The following is a 22,928-nucleotide window of genomic DNA, read 5'->3' on the forward strand; positions in this document are numbered from 1 at the left end:
GTACGGGCGCCTTTTGCATTTAATAAGGAGAGAAGATGCCGCAGCGTGGAGTCATTCTGGTCAATCTGGGGACACCAGCCAGCGCAACGGCGCAGGGTGTTCGCGAATTCTTGCGGGGCTTTCTCTCGGATCGCCGGGTGGTGGATGTACCGCGTTGGTTATGGTGGCCACTATTGCATGGTGTGATACTGCCACTCCGCAGTCGACGGGTGGCCAGGGCCTATGCCCAGATCTGGCAACCTGGGGGTTCACCGCTGATGGTTATCTCGCGGCAACAGCAAGCGGCGGTGCAAGAAGCGTTGCAGGGACTCGGGTATGAGATGCCGGTCGAGTTGGCGATGAGCTATGGCGAACCGTCACTGGGTACCGCCTGGTCACGACTCAAAGCTCAGGGCGTCGACGAGGTGCTGATCCTGCCACTCTATCCCCAGTACTCATCAACGACCACGGCGCCGATCTTTGATGCCTGGGCTCGAGTGATGGCGACTGAGCACAGGATCCCGACTACCCTGTTTCTGGACGACTATCACGATCATTCTCTCTATATTGCCGCCCTGAGCCAGAGTATTCGACACCACTGGCAAGAGCATGGGCAGGGGTACTTGCTGTTCTCCTTTCATGGCATCCCCGAGCGCTATGCCGAGCGAGGCGATCCCTATCCCCAGCAGTGCCGGACGACAGCACGTCTGGTCGCCGAGCAGCTGGCTCTGGAGGATGGGACGTGGGGCGTTTCCTTCCAGTCTCGTTTTGGCCGCGAGCCCTGGGTACAACCCTATACCGATGAGACGCTGATCCAGCTAGCTCATTCCGGCCGACGGCAGCTGGATATTATCTGTCCGGCGTTTGCCGCCGATTGTCTGGAGACGCTGGAGGAGATTGCGGTCGAGGGTAAACAGAGCTTTTTACAGGCGGGTGGAGAGCGTTATCACTATATTCCGGCCCTGAATGCCGAGCCGGCTCATGTGCATTTATTGACCCAGCTCATCACGCAAAGGTTTGCCTGATACACAAGGCGGCGAAACCCCTGTTCCCCCCCTATGCAAGGCTGAGGAATGTGCTAGGATCCGCGGCCTTTCGTCCTGGTCTGGCTGTTGCCTACAGCACTCATTATGAAATTTCCCGGTCAGCGCAAATCCAAGCATTACTTCCCGGTCGGACGGCGAGATCCCTTGCTGTCGGCCGTCAATCCCCTGTCGGCGCGTAGCCCGGCATATATCGTCGGTATCGATCAAACGTTGGTGGATATCGAGGCCCATGTGGATAGCCAGTTCCTGCAACGCTATGGCCTGAGCAAGGGCCATTCGATGTTGGTGACGGATGCAACGGCCGAAGCCATGTACCACGAGCTTGTCTCTCGCCAACTCATAGAGAGTCAGTTTGCTGGCGGTACCATTGGCAATACCTTGCATAACTACTCGGTGCTGAGCGACTCGGCGTCGATTCTGTTCGGGGTCATGAGCCGAAATATCGAAGTCGGCGGCTATGCCTATCGCTACCTGTGCAATACCTCCTCCAAGGTCGATCTCAACTACTTGCAGCCGGTAGCAGGGCCCATTGGTCGCTGCTTTACCTTTATCTCCGAGGACGGTGATCGTAGTTTCGGTATCAATGCCGGCATGATGAATCGATTGACCCCGGAGCATATACCTGAAGCTCTGGTGGCAGGGGCCTCGGCCCTGGTCATCAGCGCCTATCTGGTGCGAGGCGAAGAGGGCGATACCATCAAAGCGGCGACCATGAAGGCCGTCGAGCTTGCGACTCAACATGGTGTTCCAGTGGTATTAACTCTGGGTACCCGCTTTGTTATTGATGCCGATCCCCAGTGGTGGCGAGACTTTATTCGCCAGTACGTCACTGTAGTGGCGATGAATGAAGATGAGGGTGAGGCGCTGACCGGATTCTCGGATCCGCTGGCGGCGGCCAATCAGACTCTGGAGTGGGCCGATCTGGTGCTCTGTACTGCAGGTGCTCAGGGGCTCTATATGGCGGGTTACACGGAACAAACGGCCAAGCGGGAAACCAGCCACCCCTTGTTACCAGGAGCGATCCCGGAGTTCAATCGTTACGAATTCAGCCGTCCCATGTTGCAGCAAGATTGCCAGCATCCACTGCGGGTTTTTGCCCATATAGCGCCCTACATGGGCGGACCAGAAGCCATCAAAAATACCAATGGGGCAGGCGATGGGGCTCTGTCGGCGGTGTTACACGATATGGCGGCCAATCATTATCACCGTCAGGCGGCGCCCAACTCGGCCAAGCATCAGCTGCCGTTCTTGAGCTACTCCTCGTTCTCGCAACTCTGTAAATATGCCAATCGGGTCAGCTATGAAGTGCTGATGCAAAGTAGCCCCCGGCTGTCGCGCGGATTGCCGGAGCGGGAAGACAGCCTGGAAGAGGTCTACTGGGAACGATGAATGCCTGGATGTTTGCTAGTGATGACAGTTTGCTAAACTGGAGCGCGCCCGAACGGGCGCGTTTTTTCATCGATTTTTCCGGAGTGAATTGTGTATTCCGAACTACTTGCCCCTATCCATGCTTTTCTTGCCTGTCCAACTCCCGATGCCTGGATTGACGAGGCAGTGCGACAGCAGGATACATTGCTGATTGATCATGCCAACTGCGAGAAGAAAGCTGCCGCCACGGCGATGAGCCTGATGCACCGCTATGTGGAGCGCTCCGAGCTCTTGATCATGGCTTCGCGATTGGCGAGGGAGGAGCTACACCACTTCGAGCAGGTGGTCGAGATCCTGCGAGAGAGGGGGATCGGCTACCGGGTGCTGAGCCCATCGGGTTATGCCGCGGCCCTGATCAAGGAGGTACGGACCCATGAGCCTGCAGCACTGGTCGATAAGCTGATTATTGGTGCCCTGATTGAGGCGCGCTCCTGCGAGCGCTTTGCCAAATTGGCTCCGCATCTGGACGAGACGCTACGCCGCTTCTACTTATCGTTGCTGCGCTCTGAATCTCGTCATTATGCCGATTATCTGGCGCTGGCTGAACGTTATAGTGATGGCAATATCCAGCAACGGGTTGCCACTCTTGTTGAGAAAGAAGCCAGCTTAATCCTGGCTCCGGATCCGCAGTTCCGCTTTCATAGCGGTGTGCCGGTTTGCGCCATGGTGGAGTAGTGGTAGGTGCGTATTACCAGAATACGCACCTGTAACAAGAACAGGTTTTAACGCCGATACTCGTGGCCATAGCTCTGGATCAGCCGCCTGGTCACTTCATGCTGCGGTGCAGCAAAGACCTGCTGAGTCTCGCCGCTTTCAACCACCTTGCCTTGATGCATGACGATGACCTTATCACTGATATGGCGTACCAGCCCGAGGTCATTGGCCACGATCACATAGGCAATCCCCAGCTCCTGCTGCAATTTCAGCAGCAGGTTGATAATCTGGGAGCGAACCGAAAGATCCAGCATCGAGAAGGTTTCATCGGCCACTATGATGCGGGGGTTCATGATCAGAGCCCGGGCGAGGGCCACACGCTGCTTCTGACCCGAGGAGATCATCTGCGGGTAGAAGAGTGCATGTTCTGCCAGCAGACCGACCATGCGCAAAGTCTCCTGCACCTGATGGGCTCGCTCTTCTGGCGTCATGGCGGTATTCAGCATCAGCGGAGCTTCGAGGATCCGCCCGATACGCAATCTGGGATTCAAGGACGAATTCGGGTCTTGAAAGATCATCCGGATCTGCTTGCAACGCTGCTCATAATCATCGGGGGCTATCAGTTGTCCATCGACACGAATTTCCCCCTCGCTGGCAGCGACGACTCCCGCCAGTATCTTGGCGAGCGTGCTTTTGCCGGATCCGGCTTCACCGACCAGGGCCAGGGTTTCACCAGGCTCCAGAGTGAAACTGATCTGCTCGAGGGCACGTACCGCCTCTTTGCGAAACAGCCCACGGCGTTCAATAAAACTCTTGCCAATATTGGTTACGCGTAACAGCGGCTCGGCCTTCATTTTTTAGCTTCCTCCATATTGAGCGGGAAGTGGCAGCTGTACTGCTGATTTTTGAGTCGGGTGATGGGCGGGGTTTGGACACATAATTTTTGAGCATAGGGGCAGCGCGGGCCCAGGCGGCAACCGATCGGCAGATGCTGCAGCGGGGGTATGGCCCCAGGGAGGGCATTGAGCCGTGATTTATGGGGCAGGCGACCACTGAAGTCGGGGATCGCATTCAACAAGGCATTGGTATAGGGATGATGGGGGGTTGCCAGCAATTGTTCGCGGCTTCCAGTCTCGACCATCTGCCCACAATACATGACGGTAATGGTCTCCGTCAGATTGGCGATGGTGGAAATATCGTTACTGATCAACAAAATAGTGGTGTTGTTGTTCTGGTTCATCCGATCCAGCAGCCGCAGCAATTGTGCCTGGGTGGTGGACTCCATCGCACTGATGGGTTCATCGGCAACCAACAGCCGAGGCTTGATGGCAATGGCCATGGCGATCATCACCTTCTGGCACACCACCTCGGAGAGTTGGTGGGGGAAAGCGGCCATGACTTTCTTATGATCCTTGATGCCAACCCGGTGCAACAAGCCAATCGCGTGCTTCTTGCGCCAGAACAGGCGCTGCCACCAACGACCTTCAAACACCCGGCCCGGGATGACCTCAATCAGTTGGGCACCGATCGGCATGGAGGGATCGAGACAGGAACGTGGCTCCTGAAAAATCATGGCAATATCACGGCCAATCACTTTCCTGCGTTCGCGCGGGCTCAGACTCATCAGATCGATGTCGTTGATCCGCATCCGATCCGCGGTGACGCGCCAGTTTTCTTTTTTCATGCCCATGATGGCCTTGGCGACCAGGCTCTTGCCAGAGCCTGATTCACCCACCAAACCCCGGATCTCCCCTTCATTGAGGGTCAGATTCACACGGTCCACGGCCTTGACGCGACCTTGGGGAGTATCGATTTCGATGGTGAGGTTGCGAATATCGAGCAATGGCATCAATCAATACCCTTCTGTAACGCACTACGCAGTCCATCGCCGACCAGATTGGTGACCAGGACACTGAAGATGATGGCAAAACCGGGCAGCGTCACCGTCCAGGCACCGATATAGATGAGATCCATGCCGTCGGCCAACATGGTTCCCCATTCCGGAGACGGCGACTGCGCACCGATCCCCAAAAAACAGACTGCGCTGATATCGAGGATGGCGGTGGACAACGCACGCGTGGTTTGCGCCACTATGACGTCGACGATATTTGGCAAGATCGCCAGTCGGAGGATCCGCAGCGGCGGTGAGCCATCCAACCGGACCGCGACTATATACTCTTTTTGCAGTTCGTCATTCACCGCGTTGTAGGTCGCGCGGATAAACTGCGGTGTCAGGGTCAGGGTGACGGCCAGCGCCGCATTATCCAGGCCTGGTCCCATCACAGCAACCAGCACAATGGCCAGCAATAGCGATGGAATGGACAGCAGGGTATCGAGCATATGATGCAGGATACTGGACTTCAGACCTCGGCTCATACCCGCCAGCAGACCGACGGCACAACCGCACAGCATGGCAATCAGGGTCGCGACCACGGCACTGCCAAATGTGAGCCGGGCGCCGTAGATCAGTCGGGTCAGCAGATCCCGGCCGAGATCATCAGTACCCAGGAAATGCACTATGGTACCGTGCGCGGCCCATGACGGTGGCAATAACAAGGCATTGGGGTCTTGTTGAAGCGGATTGTAGCTGACAAAGGATGGCCCGAAGATCACCACCAGCAGCAGACACGCCATGCCCCACAAGGCAGCCATGGCGACCGGATTTTCCTTATAAGCCAACCACGTCTGGGTGACCGGCGACGGAATGCGGATTTCCGGATAGGTTTTAGCCTTGCTGGCCATAGGATTCCTTCCTCTTGGCAGGATAGAGCAGGGTGGAGAGCAGCTCGGTGGCAATATTCAGGACCACCAATACGCTGGAGATCAGCAACATACTGGCCTGGATGGCGACATAGTCGCGGCTCATGATGCTGTTAATCAGCCAGTGACCCAGACCTGGCCATTCAAAAACCTGCTCGATGACGATGGCCGAGGTGATGATGGCTCCAAATTGTAACGACAGTTGCGGCAAGATCGGCGGTAGGGCATTGCGTAAACCGTGACGGGAGATAACCGCAAGCGGTGACCAGCCACGACTGAAGGCGGCCTTGATATAGTTTTGCTTGAGCACTTCCAACATAGAGCTGCGCACCAGACGCGTGACCTCGGTGATCGGTAACAGTGCCAGGGTCAAGGCGGGCAGGCAGAGGTGTTGTACCGCGCTCATAAAGGCTGGCCAGCGTTGGGGCCCTGCCATCAGCCAGGTATCAATCAGCATGAAGCCGGTTACCGGTTTGATTTCGTATAACAGGTTCAGTTGACCCGAGGAGGGCAGCAGCTGGAAGTGCATCGCAAACGCCATGATCAGGAGCTGGGCCAGCCAGTACACAGGGATGGAGGAGCCCAGCACGCTGAAACCCATGATGCCGGTATCCAGCCAACGTCCCTGATTCAGCGCGGCAATGGTGCCTAATGGAATGCCGATCACAGTGGCGAGTAGCACAGCTGCAAAGCAAAGCTCCAGCGTGGCAGGAAGATGTAGCATGATGGTTTCGAGGATCGGCCGCCCCGATTGACTGGATACACCAAAGTCGCCGGAAAACAGGCGGCGCAGATAATCCAGATAGCCGCTCCACAGACTCTGCCCACCGGGACCGAGGCGATACTCCAGCCAATAGGCGAACAGGCTGAGGATCAGCAGGGTAAAGATCAACAAGTTCAGTCGTCTCAGGGTGTAGATCAGCATGTTTTATTCTCGATAGGCACGCTTGAAGGAGATGCCCCCCATGGGGGTCAGTTCCAGGTTATGCAGGTTCTTCCAACCGGCATAGAGATATTGTGAATGCGCCAGAGGGATCAGCGGAACGTCCTGATACACCATTTCCTGCATCTGCTGATAGGCTTCGATGCGTTGTGCCATCCGGGTGGTCGTAATCGCTTGTTCCAGTAACCGATCAAACGCTGGCTCGCACCAGCGTGAATAGTTGGCGCCCTTTTCTCCGGAGTCCTGACAACTGAGCAATGGTCGGAAGAAGCTGTCGGGATCGGCAGTATCGGCATTCCAGCCCATGACGACGGCGTCATGGCGCCCCTCTTGCAGCAGGATCTGTATCAGCGTGCCGCGCAATTGGGCCACTTGTACCTCGATCCCCAGCTTGGCCAGATCACTCTGGATCAGCTGGGCGGTCTTCTGCGCATTGGGGTTGTAGGTTTGATTCGCGGGTTGGACCCAAAGCGTCATCTCGAAACCAGCTTCGAGACCCGCTTTTTTGAGCAGGGCTTTGGCGGCAATCGGGTCGTAATTGTACTCGCCAATATTCGGGTTGTGCGCCCAGGAAATCGGCGGTAACAGGGTATTGGCCCATTCACCGGTCCCGAAATAGACAGCTTTGAGCAAATTATCTCGATTGATGCCCATGGCAATGGCCTGGCGTACCCGCAAGTCGTCGAATGGTTTTTTCCGGACGTTCAGTGCTAAGAAGGCGGTATTAAGCGCACTTTCCTCATCGAGCCGCAGGTTCGATTGCTTGCGAATGAAATCCAGCTGGCTCGCGGCGGGAAACGCCATGACCTGGCACTCTCCGGTCAACAACTTGGCCAAACGCTTGGTTGGACGCGGGGTATAGTCAAATGCCAATCGCTCCAGGGCCGCAGGTTGATCCCAGTACAGCGGGTTGCGGTGCAGGCGAATGAATTCATTGCTGCGATATTCTTGCTGCATGAAGGGACCGGTACCGACGGCGAGTTGATCCAGTTGCGCTGGCCGACCACTGAGTAGCAATTCCTGAGCGTACTCAGCCGAGAGGATCACGGCATAATCGCTGGCTAGACTGGCGAGAAAGGAGGCATTGGGCGCGTTGAGTTCGAACTGGATCTGATGGTCGCCCAGTTTGCGGATATCGCGGATCTGCTGGCCAACCCCGGTGTTGTCAAAGAAGGGGTAATGACCACCGGATATGTCGTGATAGGGGTGGCTCGGTATCCGCATGCGGTCGAAGCTAAACAGCACATCTTCGGCCGTAAATCCACGGGTAGGGCTGAACCAGTCAACCCGGTGGAATTGCACCCCTTTGCGCAGCGTAAAGGTGTAGGTCAGTCCGTCACGACTAATGGTCCAACCCGTTGCCAGAGCTCCTTCCAGACGCTGAGTCGCGGGATTGACGGTGAGCAGTCGGTCATAGAGTTGATGGGAGAGCGAGGAGCCCAGCGTGCCTTGACCATACAGTTGCGGGTTCATGCTGGAGGGGGCGCTCTCGACACAGTAGACGGCACCGTTTTGTTGCTGTGCCTCATCCTGTTGGCACCCGGCGAGTAGTAATCCCAGGCTGCAGAACAGCAGGATGCGTCCTGCGCGCCATATCTCCAAAGTGCTCATCATTCATTCATCTCATTAGCAACAGGCCTGGTATTGAGCCCATATTTGCGGAGTAATCCTCGTAGCTGATCGTAACTTAAGCCAAGGGATTGTGCAGCTAATCTCTGGTTAAAGTGTTGTTGCAGCAATGTTTGTTGCAATAACTGCCGTTCGTAGTCGGCTAGATGCTGTTTCCAGTTCAGTGGGGTTGTCGGTAACGCCACCTCCTGTAGCTCCTCCGGTTCATGACGCCATGGTGAGGCAAATGGATCCAGAACCAGCGACGCCAGCGGAAGCTCGGGCTCGGCCTGGCGATACAGGCTGCGTTCGATAACATTGCGCAACTCCCGCACGTTCCCCGGCCAGGAGTGGCCGAGCAGTTGTTGCTGAACCGCGGCACTAAATCCGGCAAAGGCAGGTAGCCCCAGCTCTTGACTCAGGCGCTCGGCAAAGTGCCGCCCGAGCAGCAAAATATCTTCACGGCGGGCCCGCAAGGGCGGCAGTGTGATGACATCAAAGGCCAATCGATCGAGCAGGTCGGCACGGAATTGGCCACTACGACTCAAGGCGGGCAGGTTGGCATGGGTGGCGCAGACCAACCGCACATCCACTTGCATGGATTGTTGTCCGCCGACACGTTCGAATTCGCCATATTCGATGACGCGGAGCAGCTTTTCTTGCAAGCGGGGGCTCATGGTGGCGACTTCATCCAGAAATAGCGTGCCACCATCGGCTCGTTCAAAACGACCCGGATGGCGCTTTTGCGCTCCGGTGAAAGCGCCGGCTTCATGACCAAACAACTCGGTTTCCAGCAGGCCCTCATTGAGAGCCGCGCAATTAATCGAGATGAAGGGTTGCTGCCACCGGGAGGAGAGATAATGCAGCCGGTGAGCAAACAGCTCTTTACCGGTGCCGCGTTCACCAATCAGCAGCACCGGACGCGGGATCTGCGCCAATCGTGATACCTGCTCCAGGACCTCCACAAACGCATTGGATTCACCGAGCAACCGTTCTTCTTGCATCATTTCACCTGGTTAATTTCACCAACTATTGGTTTATTTAATCATGGGCGTTGCCACGCCAAAAGCTTATTTTTATTTATTAAGATTATTAATCAATGAGTTATATGTATTTCCGCATCTGGCCTGATTATTGCTCTATTCGAAGTGGCAACTGTATCTGGCGAAATTAACACGCTACGCCAGGTGACATAGTGACACCGGATCTTGTAAGGAGACCACCATGGGTATTTTTTCTCGTTTGACCGATATTGTGAATGCCAACCTCAATAGCTTGCTGGACAAAGCCGAAGATCCGCCCAAGATGGTGCGATTGATCATTCAGGAGATGGAAGAGGGGCTGGTGCGCGAGCGCTCCAATCTGGCCCGTTACTTGGCCGACAAGAAGGAATTGCGGCGGCAACAGGAGCGCAATCAGCATCAACTGCAAGACTGGCAGAGCAAGGCGGAATTGGCTTTGCAAAAGGGCCGTGATGATCTGGCCCGTGCTGCCCTGATTGAAAAGGGCAAACAGCAGCAACTGGTCGATGCTTTGGGTCAGGAGTTCACCGCAGTTGAGGAGGGGATTGCCAAACTGACGGCGGAAATTGAGCTGCTGGAAGCCAAGCTGGAGGATGCGCGCGGACGTCAAAAAGCCATGTTGCTGCGTTCGGCAGCGGCTCAGAGTCGGCTGAACGTGCAGCAGCACGGACAGCGTGCGACACCACACTCCATCATGGAAAAATTTGATCGGATGGAGCGCAAGATCGAAGAAATGGAAAGTAAAGCCGATGTATATCATCCGAATCCCAGTTTGCAGCAACAATTTGCCGAACTGGAGGCCGACGATGCGATATCCCGTGAGTTGGCTGCCATGAAGGAGCGGTTACAAACCGCTGCCACCAAGGAGGAGTAAATGAGCGCCATCTGGATAGTTTTTGTGGTGCCCGCGATCCTGTTCATGATCTTCGTCGCTCCGATCTGGCTGGTGCTGCACTATCGTAGCAATCGCCAGTTGGGGAACGGCCTCAATGAGCAGGAGTTAGCCCGTCTGACGGCTCTGGTAGCCCAGGCTGAATTGTTGCAACAACGAGTGCATACCCTGGAGCGGCTGCTGGATGTTGATAATCCGCAGTGGCGTGGTGATGGGGAATCGCGAGGAGGTGGACATGAGTAAGAACCTGTACCGGGATCCGCAACGGGGCGCACTGGGGGGAGTCTGTGCAGGCTTGGCAGATTACCTGGGTGTCGAGATCTGGGTGGTGCGGCTGGTCACGGTGACGGCGCTGATCTTTGCATCCTTTTTGACGATGCTGCTCTATCTGGCAGCCTGGGCCATGTTGGATAAAAAGCCCAGAGTCGAGGGGGGAGCGAGCGCGAGTTATGGTGCGGCACAACTCAAACAGCACGGCTGGCAGCAAGGCTTAATGCCCCATCAGGCTCTGGATCGCACGGCCCAGCAGCTGGATGCGCTCGAGCGGCGCTTGCAGGCTATGGAGCGCTGCGTTACTTCCAAGGAATACCAACTCCGTCGTGATCTGCAGAGGCTGTAATGACCCTGTTTGACAAGTATCAGTGGCAACAATGGCAGGAAAAAGCGGAGACGCTGGTCAATCGTTCGCTGGATCGCCACCTGCGATTGGCGGTGACCGGGCTCTCCCGGAGCGGGAAGACTGCGTTTATCACCGCCTTGGTGCAACAGCTGGAACAGGCTGGTTTTTCTGCCCGCTTGCCCCATTGGCAGGTGCTGCAATCGGGGCGCCTGCTGGGGGCTCGTCGGGTGCCCCAGCGCCACCACCATATCCCGAGTTTTCCCTATGAGGCCGGGCTTACCTGCTTGTATGCCGATTTGCCGCTGTGGCCTGAGCCAACACGAGGCGTGAGCGAGATCCGGCTGGAATTACGCTTTGACAGTCATCACCCGCTGTTGCGCCATCTCAAGCGGGATGCCAGCTCGCTGTTTCTGGATATTGTCGATTACCCCGGTGAGTGGCTGCTGGATTTGCCGTTGCTGGAGATGAGCTATCAGCAGTGGAGCGAACAGATGCGACACCAGCTGGCAGATCCGCTCTTGGCCGCTGCCGCCAGCGAGTGGCTGGCATTGGGGGCTGGCTTGTCGCTGAGCGAGCCAGGTGATGACGGTGCCCTGCGGGCTCTGGCTGCCCGTTATACCGACTGGTTGCATCATTGTAAGTCCCAACTGGGTTTGTCGTTGATCCAGCCCGGTCGTTTCGTGTTGCCGGGACAGTATGCCGATGCCCCCATGTTGCAGTTCGTGCCTTGGGTCTGGGAGCCGCTAGCGGAAACCGCTATTCCAGGCTCCTTGCAGGCGATGCTCGAGGAGCGGTTTGCCTCCTACAAACAGCACCTGGTCCAGGGATTCTATCGCGATCATTTTGCCTCCTTCGATCGCCAGATCGTGTTGGTAGATTGTTTGCAGCCATTACAAGCCGGCGCCCGAGCATTTGCCGATCTGGAGCAGACATTGGCACTGTTGATGCGCAGTTTTCACTATGGTCAGAGCAGCTGGCTGCGACGGCTGTTTTCCCCCCGGATCGACAAGCTGCTGTTTGCCGCCAGTAAGGCCGATCATGTCACGCCGGATCAGCATGCCAATCTACAGAGTCTGCTGCGGGATTTGGTCCAGCGCGCGTATGGCGTGGCGCGATTTGAGGGCATCACCATCGAATGTTTACCCATCGCATCGGTTCGCTGTTGTGATTATCGGCAGGTAACGCATGAGGGACGGACTTTGACTGCATTGTCAGGCACCACCCTCGATGGTGAGCCGGTACACCTGTTTCCCGGTGAAGTCCCTGCCGCGCGTCCAGGTGGTGATTACTGGCGCGCGGAGATCCCGTTCGGGTTTATCGCGTTACGTCCTCCAAGCTTGCAGCCCGGAGTGGCGATGCCTCATTTGCGCCTGGATCAGGTTCTGGAGTTTTTGCTGGGAGATAAGATGCAATGAGTACGACCGAGGAACAACCGCGGCTACAGGGGCGTGTCGATCTCCCCTTGCCTGCGGAGGAGCCAGCCTTGCCGCATCAGGGAGCCATCCTGCTGTCGGAGTCGGAATTAGCGCACAGTCAACCGTACGAGGATCCACTCGCCAGTGCCACCGAGGACTTGGTGCCGCGGGCGTTACAGCGTCGTCGTTTCGGGGCTCTAGGCTGGGGATTGGCCGGGGTTGCCATGCTCAGCGTGGTCCAGTTGGGGAGTTTCGTCTGGCAATCATTTCAGGATTCCTGGCTGTGGGGCGGACTCTGGAGTGGCGCACTGGGACTGTTAGCGGTTGGCGGCGCCCGTCTGTTGTGGCGCGAGTGGCGCGAGCTGCATCTGCTTAAACGACGCCAGGATAGCCAGAGCCAGGCGCGGGTGTTGCTGCAATCGAATCAGCCGGATGGCGCTCGTGGTTTTTGCGAGGCTTTGGCTGTCCAAACCGGTGCCAAGCAATCGGCAGGATATGTCCGCTGGCAGGCGGAGTGTGAGTTGCATCATAGCAGTGCCGAACAGCTGCAACTCTATAGCCAACGAGTGCTTAGCGAGCAGGATCGGCAAGCCCGAGCTTGCATCTCGCGCTGGAGTGGGGAGGCTGCCGTGCTGGTTGCCATCAGTCCGTTGGCGAGCGTGGATATGTTGCTGATCCTCTGGCGCAGTCTGAAGATGATTGATGAAGTCGCTGCCTGCTATGGTATCCGTTTAGGTTATTCCAGTCGGATCCGACTGTTGCGCCAGATTGCTCGTCATATGCTCTATGCCGGAGCCGCCGAGCTGATCACCGATGTGGGTCTCGACTGGCTGGGGGCGGAGCTCTCGGCTCGTCTCTCCGCCCGGCTGGCGCAAGGCGTTGGTGCGGGTTTGTTAACCGCGCGTCTTGGGCTGCAGACCATGCAGGTTTGTCGTCCCATTCCTTTCAGTGCTGACGAAAAACCGCGTTTGGGTCAGATCCGTCGCGAATTATTGTCGCTGTTGGCGAACAAATTGGGTCGCGTTTTGACTGGGGCGGCGGTATCCGTCCCGACAGACGCAGCAGTAGGTGCTGATGTCGAGACCACAGGCGATTCCAGAATAAATTAGATCTCATATGAAGCCGAATTGATCCACTGTAGTGTAACAACTCACCACACTCTCAAGCCCCTTATGCGGGTGCCAGGATACAGGCACCACGCGGGTACATGACGGAGAACAAGGAACATGGGAATGAGCAGATCCACACGCATGATGATGGCAACTCACACTAGGGCTCTGATGGAGGGCTGGCGGCGACTTCTATGGCCGATGAGTGTTTTACTGTTGGCTCTCGGGTTGAGCGGTTGCGATGTCAATCGCATCCCTACGTTGGATGAACAGACCAAGGCGGCTTGGGCGCAGGTCGAAAATCAGTATCAGCGTCGCGCCGATCTGATCCCCAATCTGGTCGCAACGGTCAAAGGATATGCCAGCCACGAGCGGGAGACGTTGCAAGCCGTTACCGAGGCGAGGGCCAAGGTAGGGAGTATGCGTCTGGATGCTGCCGCCTTGAGTGATCCGGCCCGGATGAAAGCTTTTGAACAGGCACAGGGACAGCTGAGCGGAGCGCTGCAGCGTTTGATGCTGGTTACGGAGAAGTATCCGGATCTGAAAGCAAATCAGAATTTCCTGAGTCTGCAGGCACAACTGGAGGGGACTGAAAACCGCATCAGCGTGGCGCGACGTGACTACATCGCGGCGGTGCAGGCCTTCAATACTGAGATCCGTACCTTCCCGGGTCTTATCTGGCATAAAGTTCTGTATAGCGAACTACCACCAAAAGAAAACTATGAAGCCACCAAGCCCGGTGCCGAGCAGGCTCCTGAGGTGAACTTTTGATGAAGGGGATGGGCAGACGTGTACCCTGGACGGCTTGCTGGCTCACCCTGTTGCTGCTGCTCTCCGTCACGGTGCGGGCCGAGGTTGCCTTTCCAGCATTGACCGGACGGGTGGTGGATCTGGCCGGGATCTTGACGGCGGATGAGCATGAGCAACTGGTTGCCCAGCTGACCGAGCATGAACGCCAGACCAGTAACCAGTTGGTGGTCGTCACTGTGCCGACCCTGGATGGTCTGAGCATCGAAGAGTATGGCTATCAGCTGGGGCGACATTGGGGCATAGGTACGCGAGAGCATAGCAATGGCGTGCTGTTGATCCTGGCTTTGCAGGAGCGCAAGGTGCGCATCGAGGTTGGTTATGGGCTGGAAGGGGCTTTGCCGGATGCGATAGCCGCCAATATTATCCAGACCCGCATACTGCCGCACTTTAAACAGGGGGATATGGCGGCGGGAGTCAGTGCCGGGGTGAGTGCCATTTTGCAGGCAGTCCAGGGCGAATATAAGCCGCAGAAGGTCAATCACAAGAGTGGTTACTCGAGTCTTATTTTCTGGTTCTTGCTGCTGGCGTTTGTCGGATTGACCTTTCTCAGCATGTTTGGTCCTCCTGGTTTGCGACAGGCACTTCGTGGCTGCTCCCATCGCAACGGCGGTTGGGGCGGCGGCTGGGGCAGTGGTGGCTCTGGGGGCAGTGGTTTCGGTGGTGGTGGGTTTAGCGGAGGTGGTGGCGGATTTGGCGGCGGCGGTGCCTCGGGTGATTGGTAACGGAGTGGGTCATGAGTTTAATGAATGATGTTTTTGCCAATGAGCTGGCTCAACAGATCCAGCTCATCGAGGAACAAACAGATGCCGAGATTGTCACGGTCCTGGCGCGGCAGAGTGATGACTATCTGTACATCCCGACGCTCTGGGCGGCGTTTATCGCCATGTTGACGCCATTAGTTGCCTATGAGTTGGGATTTTGGCTTGAGTGGCAGGATATCTTTATCTGGCAATGGGGGATCTGGTTCGTGGTATCGGTTGCCTGTCGCTGGATGCCGCTGAAAATGCTGCTTGTGCCTCGCCATGTTCGTCGGCGCCGAGCAAGCTTGATGGCGCGTCAGCAATTTTTGGCTCAGGGGCTGCACCATACCCGGGATCGACTAGGGGTGCTAATTTTTGTCTCTGAAGCCGAACGTTATGTGGAAATTCTGGTGGATCAGGGAGTTGCAGCACGGGTTGATGATGGCGAGTGGCAACAGATCATCAACGATTTCGTGCAGCAGCTCAAATCGGGTCAAATTGAAGTGGGTTTTAGGCAATGCGTAGCGCAAGTGGGGACCCGGTTAATCACCCTGTTTCCAGCCAATGTCCCCCAACAGCAGTTGTCGAATCGTCTGGTGCGGCTCAATTAACGGCGAGTTTGATTACCCTGCACAGCAGGTGGCGAGCGTACAGCTTTGCACCTTGCATCTGGCGCTTTAGCTTGGGCATCCCCGAGCCCTGTTTTAGTTGAGAGATGAGATGTTTGATACCCCACAAAGTGATGTGCGCATCATTGGTCATCGTGGCGCCGCTGCCGTCGCGCCGGAAAACACCCTCGCATCCTTCCGTGCCGCCGCGGCTTTGGGGGTCCGCTGGGTCGAGATGGATGTCTCTGTGCTGGCGGATGGCGCCCCCGTCATTTTTCATGATGAAGCGCTGGAGCGGTGCAGTAATGGCCGAGGGCTGCTCGCCGAAGTTGACTTAGCCTATGTACGGCAGTTGGATGCCGGTTGTTGGTTTGCACCACAATTTTCCGGAGAGCGGATCCCGACCCTGAGCGAAGCGTTGCAGGAAATCCAGCGTCTAGGCATGGGGCTGAATCTTGAAATCAAACATGATGGACCGGGTCTGGAGCGGTTGGTTGCTACCGTGTTGAGCACATTGGCGCTCGAGTGGCGCGACAGTGACAAACTTCTGTTGTCCAGCTTCAATCATCAGGCGTTACGCCTGTGCCGGAATCAGGCACCTCATCTGCGTCGCGGGCAATTATATGAAGTGGTTCCTGCCAACTGGCAGCAAGAGTTGCAGGAGATCGATGCATATAGCTTGCACTGTGACTACCAGGCACTCGATTCCATGTTGGCTCGGAGTATCAAAGCAGCGGGTTATCGGTTGCTCTGCTATACGGTCAATGACCCGCAAGCCGTGGCCCGGCATTGGGGCTGGGGAATGGATGCCATATTCACCGATGATCCGGCTCGTTTTTTAGGGAATGAGTGATGTCTCAAGTCGTTACATTGCTCACAATCAGCAGGCTCCCGAGCATTGCAATGAAATAATATGCACTACGCTGATGATAGGTCAGGATAGAGAACATGCGATGCCGCGTGGTCTCAGGGTGTGGTAGCGGATTGCGGTTTCCGACGGGTAATTTGGCGGCGGCGTCGCCTCAAGGGGAATGGGCTCATGAGTGATGATCTGCTCTTTATCGACGATGAACCGGCTCAAGAGACGGTGCGTAGCCTAGCGCAGTGGCAGGTTATGATCGTGGACGACGAACCAGCGGTGCATGAGGTAACTCGGCTTGTTATGTCGGGATTTACCTTTGATGGTAAAGGACTGGAGTTTATCCATTGCTATAGTGCCGGGGAGGCCGTCGATATTCTGAGTGAACGCAACGATATCGCCCTCATCCTGCTGGATGTGGTGATGGAGACCGATAGTGCCGGATTGGATCTGGCCCGCTATATCCGCGAAGATCTGAAAAATTTGAATGTACGAATCGTGCTGCGTACCGGACAGCCTGGGCAAGCGCCGGAAGAGCATGTGATCAAAACCTATGACATCAACGATTACAAAGAGAAGACCGACCTGACCCATGGCAAGCTGATGACGGTATTTTATGCCTCCTTGCGAGCCTATCGGGACATCATGCGTCTGGAGCGCGCCCGACTGGGCTTACGCCGGGCCATTGATGCCATCACCGAAGTTTATGATTCTCACAACTTACGACGTTTTGCTTCTGCGGTGCTTGAACAGGTCAACTATCTGTTGAACCTGGATGGGGATGGTCTCTGCGCCAGTCGAGTTTCAGCCTATGCCGCGTCTTCCGAAGATGGTCGACTCAAGGTGCTCGCCGCCACGGAAGCCTATTCCGGCCTGCAGATTGATGAGGATGTCGAGCAGCTCCCCCCTGATGTGCAGGAAGCATTTCACAATGCGTTGCGAGATCGCCGCAGCCAGTTCGGTGCTCATTATTTTACCTGCTATTACCACAGCAAGGCCGGCTCCGAGACCGTGGTCTACATGTCGTTTGCGGATGTAATCAGCGCCGATGCTCGCGAATTGCTCGAGATCTTTACGGCCAACGTTGCCATCACCTACGAGAGTCTGCTGCTGCGAGAGGAGATTGAGGAGACTCAGCGCTCGACTATTTTCATTCTCGGTGAGGCGGTAGAAAAACGCTCCAAAGAGACAGGCGCCCATGTCAAACGGGTGGGTGAAATTTCGGCATTACTGGGCCAGCTCTCGGGTATGAATCTCCGTGATGTCGAGTTCTTGCGGCAGGCAGCTCCGTTGCACGACGTCGGTAAGATCGGTATTCCGGATCGGGTATTGAACAAGCCTGGCAAGCTGGATCCGGATGAGTGGGCGATTATGCAGACTCATGCCCTGATTGGCTTTGAAGTTCTCAGCAAGTCGGATAAGCGAGTACTGCAGCTGGGTGCGACTATAGCCCACGAACACCATGAAAGCTGGAATGGTGAGGGGTATCCTCGGGGCTTGAAGGGGACCGATATTCATATCTCCGGGCGAATTGTGGCGATTGCGGATGTGCTGGATGCTTTGGTCAGCCCGCGCTGTTACAAGATTGCCTGGCAATTCAGTGATGCCGTGGATTATATCCGGCAGGGAGCTGGTAGGCATTTCGACCCGGAACTGGTCGCATTATTTTTAGCTAATTTACCCGCGATTGAAGAGATTTACCGCAAGTACCCGGATTAAAAGGCGATGGCCTGCAGAAAGAAGTAAGGCTGCCATGGGCAGCCTTACTGACGTCGGATGATGTGAATGGATTAGGACTCGATACCCTGGCTGCGCAGGTAATCTTCGTAGTTGCCACCAAAGTCGATAATCTTCTCGGGGGTGATTTCCAGCACCCGAGTGGCCAGGGAGCTGACGAATTCACGGTCATGAGAAACAAAAATCAGGGTACCCTGATACATCTCCAACGCCATGTTCAAGGATTCGATGGATTCCATGTCCAGGTGGTTGGTCGGTTCATCCATCACCAGAATATTGGTGCGTTGCAGCATCAGCTTACCGAATAGCATCCGCCCTTTCTCACCGCCGGAGAGAACCTTCACCGATTTTTTGATGTCATCCTGACTGAACAGCAGACGTCCTAGAACGCTGCGAACCGCCTGTTCGTCATCACTTTCATGTTTCCAGTCCGCCATCCAGTCAAAGACGGTCTTATCGGTCTCGAAGTCGGAGGCATGGTCCTGAGCGTAATAACCAATTTTGGCATTTTCCGACCACTTGATGCTGCCCGCATCTGGGGGCAACTCGCCCACCAGCGTCTTGATCAGTGTGGATTTACCAATCCCGTTGGCGCCGAGGATGGCAATCTTTTCACCGACCTCCACCATCAAACGGAAATCTTTGAACAGCGGCCCCTTGTCGTAGCCCTTGGCCAAGTTTTCGATTTCGAGAATATTGCGATACAGCTTCTTCTCTTGCTCGAAACGGATGAAAGGGTTCTGGCGACTGGAGGCCTTGACCTCTTCAATCTTGATTTTTTCAATCTGTTTAGCTCGCGAAGTCGCCTGACGAGACTTGGAGGCGTTGGCACTGAAGCGACTGACAAAGGATTGCAAGTCGGCAATCTGGGCTTTCTTCTTGGCATTGTCAGAGAGCAGACGTTCGCGTGCCTGGGTGGCCGCGGTCATGTACTCATCATAGTTGCCCGGGTAGACACGCAACTCGCCGTAATCCAGGTCAGCCATATGGGTGCAGACCATATTCAGAAAATGGCGATCATGCGAGATGATAATCATGGTGCTGTTGCGTTCGTTCAGCACTTGCTCAAGCCAGCGGATGGTATTGATATCCAGGTTGTTGGTCGGCTCGTCCAGCAACAGGATGTCCGGGTTGGAGAACAGCGCCTGTGCCAGCAACACCCGCAACTTCCAGCCTGGAGCCACTTCACTCATCGGGCCCATGTGCTGTTCCACCGGAATGCCAACCCCCAGCAGCAGTTCACCGGCTCGGGATTCGGCGGTATAGCCATCGTATTCGGCTACTTTGCCTTCCAGCTCGGCGGCACGCATATAATCATCGTCGCTGGCTTCCATATTGGCGTAAATGGCGTCACGTTCTGCGATAGCGGCCCATAACTCGTTATGGCCCATCATCACCACGTCAATCACACGCATCTCTTCATAGGCGAATTGATCCTGCTTCAACTTACCGAGGCGCTCATTCGGGTCAAGGTACACGTTGCCCGCGCTCGGCTCCAAGTCACCACCGAGGATCTTCATAAAGGTCGATTTGCCACAACCGTTGGCACCGATAAGGCCATAGCGATTGCCATCGCCAAACTTGACGGAAATGTTTTCGAACAGCGGCTTGCTGCCGAATTGCATGGTGATGTTGTTGGTAGAAAGCAAGATTTAGCTCCAGCCGGTGAGGGCGAGTGGTGGCCATTAGGGCTCCGCACGCGCGAACCTAGGCCAATTAATGAAAACAGGCGCCATAGTAGCGATCTTGCTCACAAAGTTCAAAGCCGGGAAGGAAAACTGGTGGTTGCATCAAGGACCCGGAACTCATTTGGGCGGCTTTTGCGGCACTTTTATCTGGATCCGCTAGATTTTTACCAATGTCCTTAGCAAGAGAGCAAATCGATGCGCGAGTTTCTTTCCCGCTTCAAACTCACCAATCTGTTGTTGGTGATCGCCATGTGTCCGGTGGTGTACGCACTACTCGTCGGAGGGTACTTGATTTCTGGTTTGCAGCAATCTGTCGATCAGGATCAACAGACACTTCGCCTGATGGATGTGATTCGCGCTTTGGATCGGGTGGTGGATGCCAATGCGGCAGAGCGCGGGATCAGCATGGGCTATCTTGCCAGCAAGGGGGGGCGTTTTGTCGATGAGCTCCGACAAGCTCGTCTGCTGAGTGATGAGACTCTTCAACAGTTGAGGCGACAACTAGCCGATGTGGAGCAGTTAACCGTATTAACACGGATCCCCGCATCCTTTGAGTTGCGAGCGGCGATCCGGGGCCAAGTGGATCAGCTCGACTCCGAAGGGGTCTTTGCAGCGTATAGTCAGCTCAATGGCGGTTCGCTGGATGGATTGCGGGTTTTAATCAACCGGATCCCGGTTGAAACCGTTCGTGAACAAGCTCAGGGATTACTGGATTTGTTGTCACTCAAGGAGAATACCGCGCAACTCAGGGGGCTGGTGAATGGCATGCTCAGCGCCAATCGCGCTACCCCAGATGTCTTGTTCAAGTTGCTCGCCCTGAACACGGAGGATCGACGTCTGATGGCTCAGCTGGAACTGACGGCATCACCAGACTTGCAGGTTGCGGTGCAACAATGGCGGCAGGGGGCTGAAGGACTTGCCGTCAAAACCATGCTGGATCAGGTTCGGCAGCAGGGGGCTGGCCCCTATTCCGGTTTACAAGCTGGCTCCTGGTTTAACGCGGTCACCGCTCACATCCAGCAGTTGAGCCAGCTTTCAGCGACCCAGTTGCAATCCATGATGACCTATACCCGACAGCGGGTGCAGACCAACCAGTCCGCGGTCTGGATCGCCGGTTTCCTGGCTGTCAGTTCAACCATTCTGCTGATTGGCATGAGTTGTCTGCTGATCCGGATCACCAGCCAGCGGGTTCGAGGCATCGAACAAACGCTGACGGTGATCGCCGAGCACCAGGATTTGACCCTGCGTATTCGCGACTCTGGCCAGGATGAATTGGCCCACATCAGTACTGCGGTCGATAACTTATTGCAGCAGATGGTCCGCTTGCTTGGGGAAATCCATGCTCATTCAGTGGAGGCGCAAGCCGTTGCCAAGGCGGTTGATCAGTTGAGCGGACAGGGGCAGCAGCAAGCGGCCATGACCCATCAACATGCCGATCAAATCGCTGCTGCTGTAACCCAGATGGCACAGTCCAGCGTCGAGGTTGCCCGGCACACCCAGCAGGCAGCTGCTGATACTCAGGCCGTACGTGACCTGGGGGCTGAAAATCGGGATATCAGCCGTCATGCCAATCAACTCATCACCACTTTGAGCCATGAAATCAAGTTGACCCATGGTGAGGTCGAGCAGTTAGCGGCCCGTAGTCAGCAGATCGGCTCGATTCTGGATACCATCAGTGCCATTGCTGAACAAACGAACCTGTTGGCGCTCAATGCGGCCATTGAGGCCGCGCGTGCGGGTGATCAAGGCCGAGGTTTTGCCGTAGTGGCCGATGAAGTCCGGCAATTGGCTAGCAAGAGTCAAGGCGCGACCGAAGAGATCCGGACTATGATTGCGGCGTTGCAACAGGGTGCTAAGCAAGCGCTGGAGAAAACGATCCGCAGTCATACCTGTACGGAGCAGACTGCGGAGGCGATTGGGCGTTCTGAGCATGCCATGGTGACCTTATTTAGTCATATTGACAGCATGAGTGGCGTCATTGGACAAATAGCCGAGTCGGTGGATGAACAAACCCGAGTCGCACAGATGCTAAATGAGCAGGTAGAGCAGGTTGCGCTCCTGGCCGATGGGACGCGGCAGGTGGTTATTGAAAGCCATCAACAGACGGTGTTGCTGGATCAAGCCGCCAGCTTGATCCATCAGGAGCTGGCGGCTTTTCGGCTACAGTCATAGAGGGTCGTTGCTAGGTTCGAGGTGACAGTATCTGCTGGCACCGACCTGGCAGGATCGGCAGTGGCTTGGGTTTTGAGCTGCTGCTCACTTCCGTAGGGCCGCTGAACCAGCTCTGCAACTCGGCATCACAACCGTCACCTGGCGGGATTGGTTTTTGCGCCTGGCAGTCCCGGGCACCCCGAGGACACTGCAAGCGGACATGCAGATGAGCCCGATGGCCGAACCAGGGGCGGATCCGGTGGAGCCAGCTGCGATCCCCCGTCGTTTGTGTACACAGTGCCTGCTTGATTGCTGGATGCACAAAAATACGCTCCACCCGAGAGTCGGATGCGGCTAATCGAAGCAAGGTTTGTTGCTGCGTGCTGAAGGCGCGACTCACATGCCGGTTATCTGCTCGGACCATATCTAGAGGGGTTGGATTGGCTAACTGTTGCCGAGACAATGGGGGGGCGGCAAACCGGAACCAGATATCCACATCCAGACCATTCTGGTGGCTGCGATGACCTGAGCTAAAAGGTCCGCCTCGCACCATGGCCATGTCGCCAATTAATAGCGGTGGCAGTCCTTGGGATTGGCTGCGCGTGACTAGATCATGCAAGTAATCCACCAGCGCCGGATGACCGAAATAACGCCGCTGAGCTGGACGCAACAGCTGATAGCCCTGGCCGTGCAAAGCCATCTGCTGGCTACCTTGTAAACATCCGGCACTGTAAGAGCCTATGGGTTCTGGATGCCCGGGGGCCGGAGTTGTCAGTAAAGGCCAGGGATTACCCAAGGCCAGTGCCAAGAAGAGATGTACCACTCGATAGTTCCTTGGATACGCAGGCTAAGCATGGTGC

The 22,928-nt window shown here is 56.0% G+C and carries 22 protein-coding genes; 14 read left to right on the forward strand and 8 right to left on the reverse strand.

The window, feature by feature from the left end; all coding sequences use genetic code 11:
• Positions 1-35 precede the first annotated feature (35 nt).
• The 3 genes from hemH (at position 36) to ACZYUB_RS03900 (ending at position 3,128) form a co-directional block, all read left to right on the forward strand.
• Complete coding sequence (gene hemH, locus ACZYUB_RS03890) at positions 36-1,004, forward strand: ferrochelatase (protein ID WP_463945718.1); 969 nt, start codon at positions 36-38, stop codon at positions 1,002-1,004.
• A 105-nt stretch (positions 1,005-1,109) separates the two neighbouring features.
• A complete protein-coding gene (locus ACZYUB_RS03895) occupies positions 1,110-2,414 on the forward strand; it encodes an inosine/guanosine kinase (RefSeq protein WP_463945720.1) in 1,305 nt (434 codons plus the stop codon).
• A gap of 90 nt (positions 2,415-2,504) precedes the next feature.
• On the forward strand, positions 2,505-3,128 hold the full coding sequence (locus ACZYUB_RS03900) for a MiaE family protein (RefSeq protein WP_463945722.1): 624 nt from the start codon (positions 2,505-2,507) through the stop codon (positions 3,126-3,128).
• 47 nt (positions 3,129-3,175) lie between these two features.
• Here ACZYUB_RS03900 and ACZYUB_RS03905 read toward each other — a convergent pair whose 3' ends face one another.
• From ACZYUB_RS03905 to pspF, 6 genes are read right to left on the reverse strand one after another with little or no spacing between them, the layout of a single operon-like run.
• Positions 3,176-3,961, reverse strand: coding sequence for a peptide ABC transporter ATP-binding protein (locus ACZYUB_RS03905; RefSeq protein ID WP_463945724.1), 786 nt, complete (start codon positions 3,959-3,961; stop codon positions 3,176-3,178).
• Positions 3,958-4,956, reverse strand: coding sequence for a peptide ABC transporter ATP-binding protein (locus ACZYUB_RS03910; RefSeq protein ID WP_460885029.1), 999 nt, complete (start codon positions 4,954-4,956; stop codon positions 3,958-3,960). The genes ACZYUB_RS03905 and ACZYUB_RS03910 overlap by 4 nt, the downstream gene beginning before the upstream one ends.
• Positions 4,956-5,849 carry an ABC transporter permease subunit gene (locus ACZYUB_RS03915; protein WP_463945727.1) on the reverse strand — a complete coding sequence of 298 codons (894 nt, stop codon included), beginning with the start codon at positions 5,847-5,849 and terminating at the stop codon, positions 4,956-4,958. The genes ACZYUB_RS03910 and ACZYUB_RS03915 overlap by 1 nt, the downstream gene beginning before the upstream one ends.
• Positions 5,833-6,792: an ABC transporter permease gene (locus ACZYUB_RS03920; RefSeq protein WP_460885027.1), complete on the reverse strand. Its 960-nt coding sequence runs from the start codon at positions 6,790-6,792 to the stop codon at positions 5,833-5,835. Before ACZYUB_RS03920 ends, ACZYUB_RS03915 begins: the two co-directional genes overlap by 17 nt.
• 3 nt (positions 6,793-6,795) lie before the next feature.
• Positions 6,796-8,424, reverse strand: coding sequence for an ABC transporter substrate-binding protein (locus ACZYUB_RS03925; RefSeq protein ID WP_463945729.1), 1,629 nt, complete (start codon positions 8,422-8,424; stop codon positions 6,796-6,798).
• On the reverse strand, positions 8,421-9,422 hold the full coding sequence (gene pspF / locus ACZYUB_RS03930) for a phage shock protein operon transcriptional activator (protein ID WP_463945731.1): 1,002 nt from the start codon (positions 9,420-9,422) through the stop codon (positions 8,421-8,423). Before pspF ends, ACZYUB_RS03925 begins: the two co-directional genes overlap by 4 nt.
• Before the next feature lie 220 nt (positions 9,423-9,642).
• Between pspF and pspA the strand changes: the two genes are divergently transcribed.
• The 10 genes from pspA (at position 9,643) to ACZYUB_RS03980 (ending at position 18,211) form a co-directional block, all read left to right on the forward strand.
• Positions 9,643-10,314 (forward strand): phage shock protein PspA, encoded by a 672-nt coding sequence (gene pspA / locus ACZYUB_RS03935; protein ID WP_463945733.1) that lies wholly within the window; start codon positions 9,643-9,645, stop codon positions 10,312-10,314.
• Positions 10,315-10,575 (forward strand): envelope stress response membrane protein PspB, encoded by a 261-nt coding sequence (gene pspB, locus ACZYUB_RS03940; protein ID WP_463945734.1) that lies wholly within the window; start codon positions 10,315-10,317, stop codon positions 10,573-10,575.
• On the forward strand, positions 10,568-10,951 hold the full coding sequence (pspC, locus tag ACZYUB_RS03945; protein ID WP_463945736.1) for an envelope stress response membrane protein PspC: 384 nt from the start codon (positions 10,568-10,570) through the stop codon (positions 10,949-10,951). The genes pspB and pspC overlap by 8 nt, the downstream gene beginning before the upstream one ends.
• Entirely contained in the window at positions 10,951-12,366 is a 1,416-nt protein-coding gene (locus ACZYUB_RS03950) for a YcjX family GTP-binding protein (protein WP_463945738.1), read from the forward strand. Before pspC ends, ACZYUB_RS03950 begins: the two co-directional genes overlap by 1 nt.
• Positions 12,363-13,475 (forward strand): YcjF family protein, encoded by a 1,113-nt coding sequence (locus tag ACZYUB_RS03955; protein ID WP_463945740.1) that lies wholly within the window; start codon positions 12,363-12,365, stop codon positions 13,473-13,475. The genes ACZYUB_RS03950 and ACZYUB_RS03955 overlap by 4 nt, the downstream gene beginning before the upstream one ends.
• Positions 13,476-13,646: 171 nt before the next feature.
• Positions 13,647-14,246, forward strand: coding sequence for a LemA family protein (locus tag ACZYUB_RS03960; protein ID WP_463945928.1), 600 nt, complete (start codon positions 13,647-13,649; stop codon positions 14,244-14,246).
• An 8-nt stretch (positions 14,247-14,254) separates the two neighbouring features.
• Positions 14,255-15,007: a TPM domain-containing protein gene (locus tag ACZYUB_RS03965; protein WP_463945742.1), complete on the forward strand. Its 753-nt coding sequence runs from the start codon at positions 14,255-14,257 to the stop codon at positions 15,005-15,007.
• Between the two features lie 11 nt (positions 15,008-15,018).
• Positions 15,019-15,636 carry a TPM domain-containing protein gene (locus ACZYUB_RS03970; protein WP_463945744.1) on the forward strand — a complete coding sequence of 206 codons (618 nt, stop codon included), beginning with the start codon at positions 15,019-15,021 and terminating at the stop codon, positions 15,634-15,636.
• Between the two features lie 109 nt (positions 15,637-15,745).
• A complete protein-coding gene (locus ACZYUB_RS03975) occupies positions 15,746-16,486 on the forward strand; it encodes a glycerophosphoryl diester phosphodiesterase (RefSeq protein ID WP_463945746.1) in 741 nt (246 codons plus the stop codon).
• A 186-nt stretch (positions 16,487-16,672) separates the two neighbouring features.
• Positions 16,673-18,211 carry a DUF3369 domain-containing protein gene (locus ACZYUB_RS03980; protein WP_463945747.1) on the forward strand — a complete coding sequence of 513 codons (1,539 nt, stop codon included), beginning with the start codon at positions 16,673-16,675 and terminating at the stop codon, positions 18,209-18,211.
• A gap of 71 nt (positions 18,212-18,282) precedes the next feature.
• Here the strand turns inward: ACZYUB_RS03980 and ACZYUB_RS03985 are convergent, their stop codons facing one another.
• Entirely contained in the window at positions 18,283-19,878 is a 1,596-nt protein-coding gene (locus ACZYUB_RS03985) for an ABC-F family ATPase (RefSeq protein ID WP_463945749.1), read from the reverse strand.
• Between the two features lie 234 nt (positions 19,879-20,112).
• Here ACZYUB_RS03985 and ACZYUB_RS03990 point away from each other — a divergent pair, with 234 nt between their 5' ends.
• A complete protein-coding gene (locus ACZYUB_RS03990) occupies positions 20,113-22,089 on the forward strand; it encodes a methyl-accepting chemotaxis protein (RefSeq protein ID WP_463945751.1) in 1,977 nt (658 codons plus the stop codon).
• A gap of 10 nt (positions 22,090-22,099) precedes the next feature.
• Here the strand turns inward: ACZYUB_RS03990 and mepA are convergent, their stop codons facing one another.
• Entirely contained in the window at positions 22,100-22,891 is a 792-nt protein-coding gene (mepA, locus tag ACZYUB_RS03995; protein ID WP_463945753.1) for a penicillin-insensitive murein endopeptidase, read from the reverse strand.
• Between the last annotated feature and the right edge of the window lie 37 nt (positions 22,892-22,928).

The sequence above is a fragment of the Pseudaeromonas sp. HNCC25DJ182 genome (genome assembly GCF_055413365.1).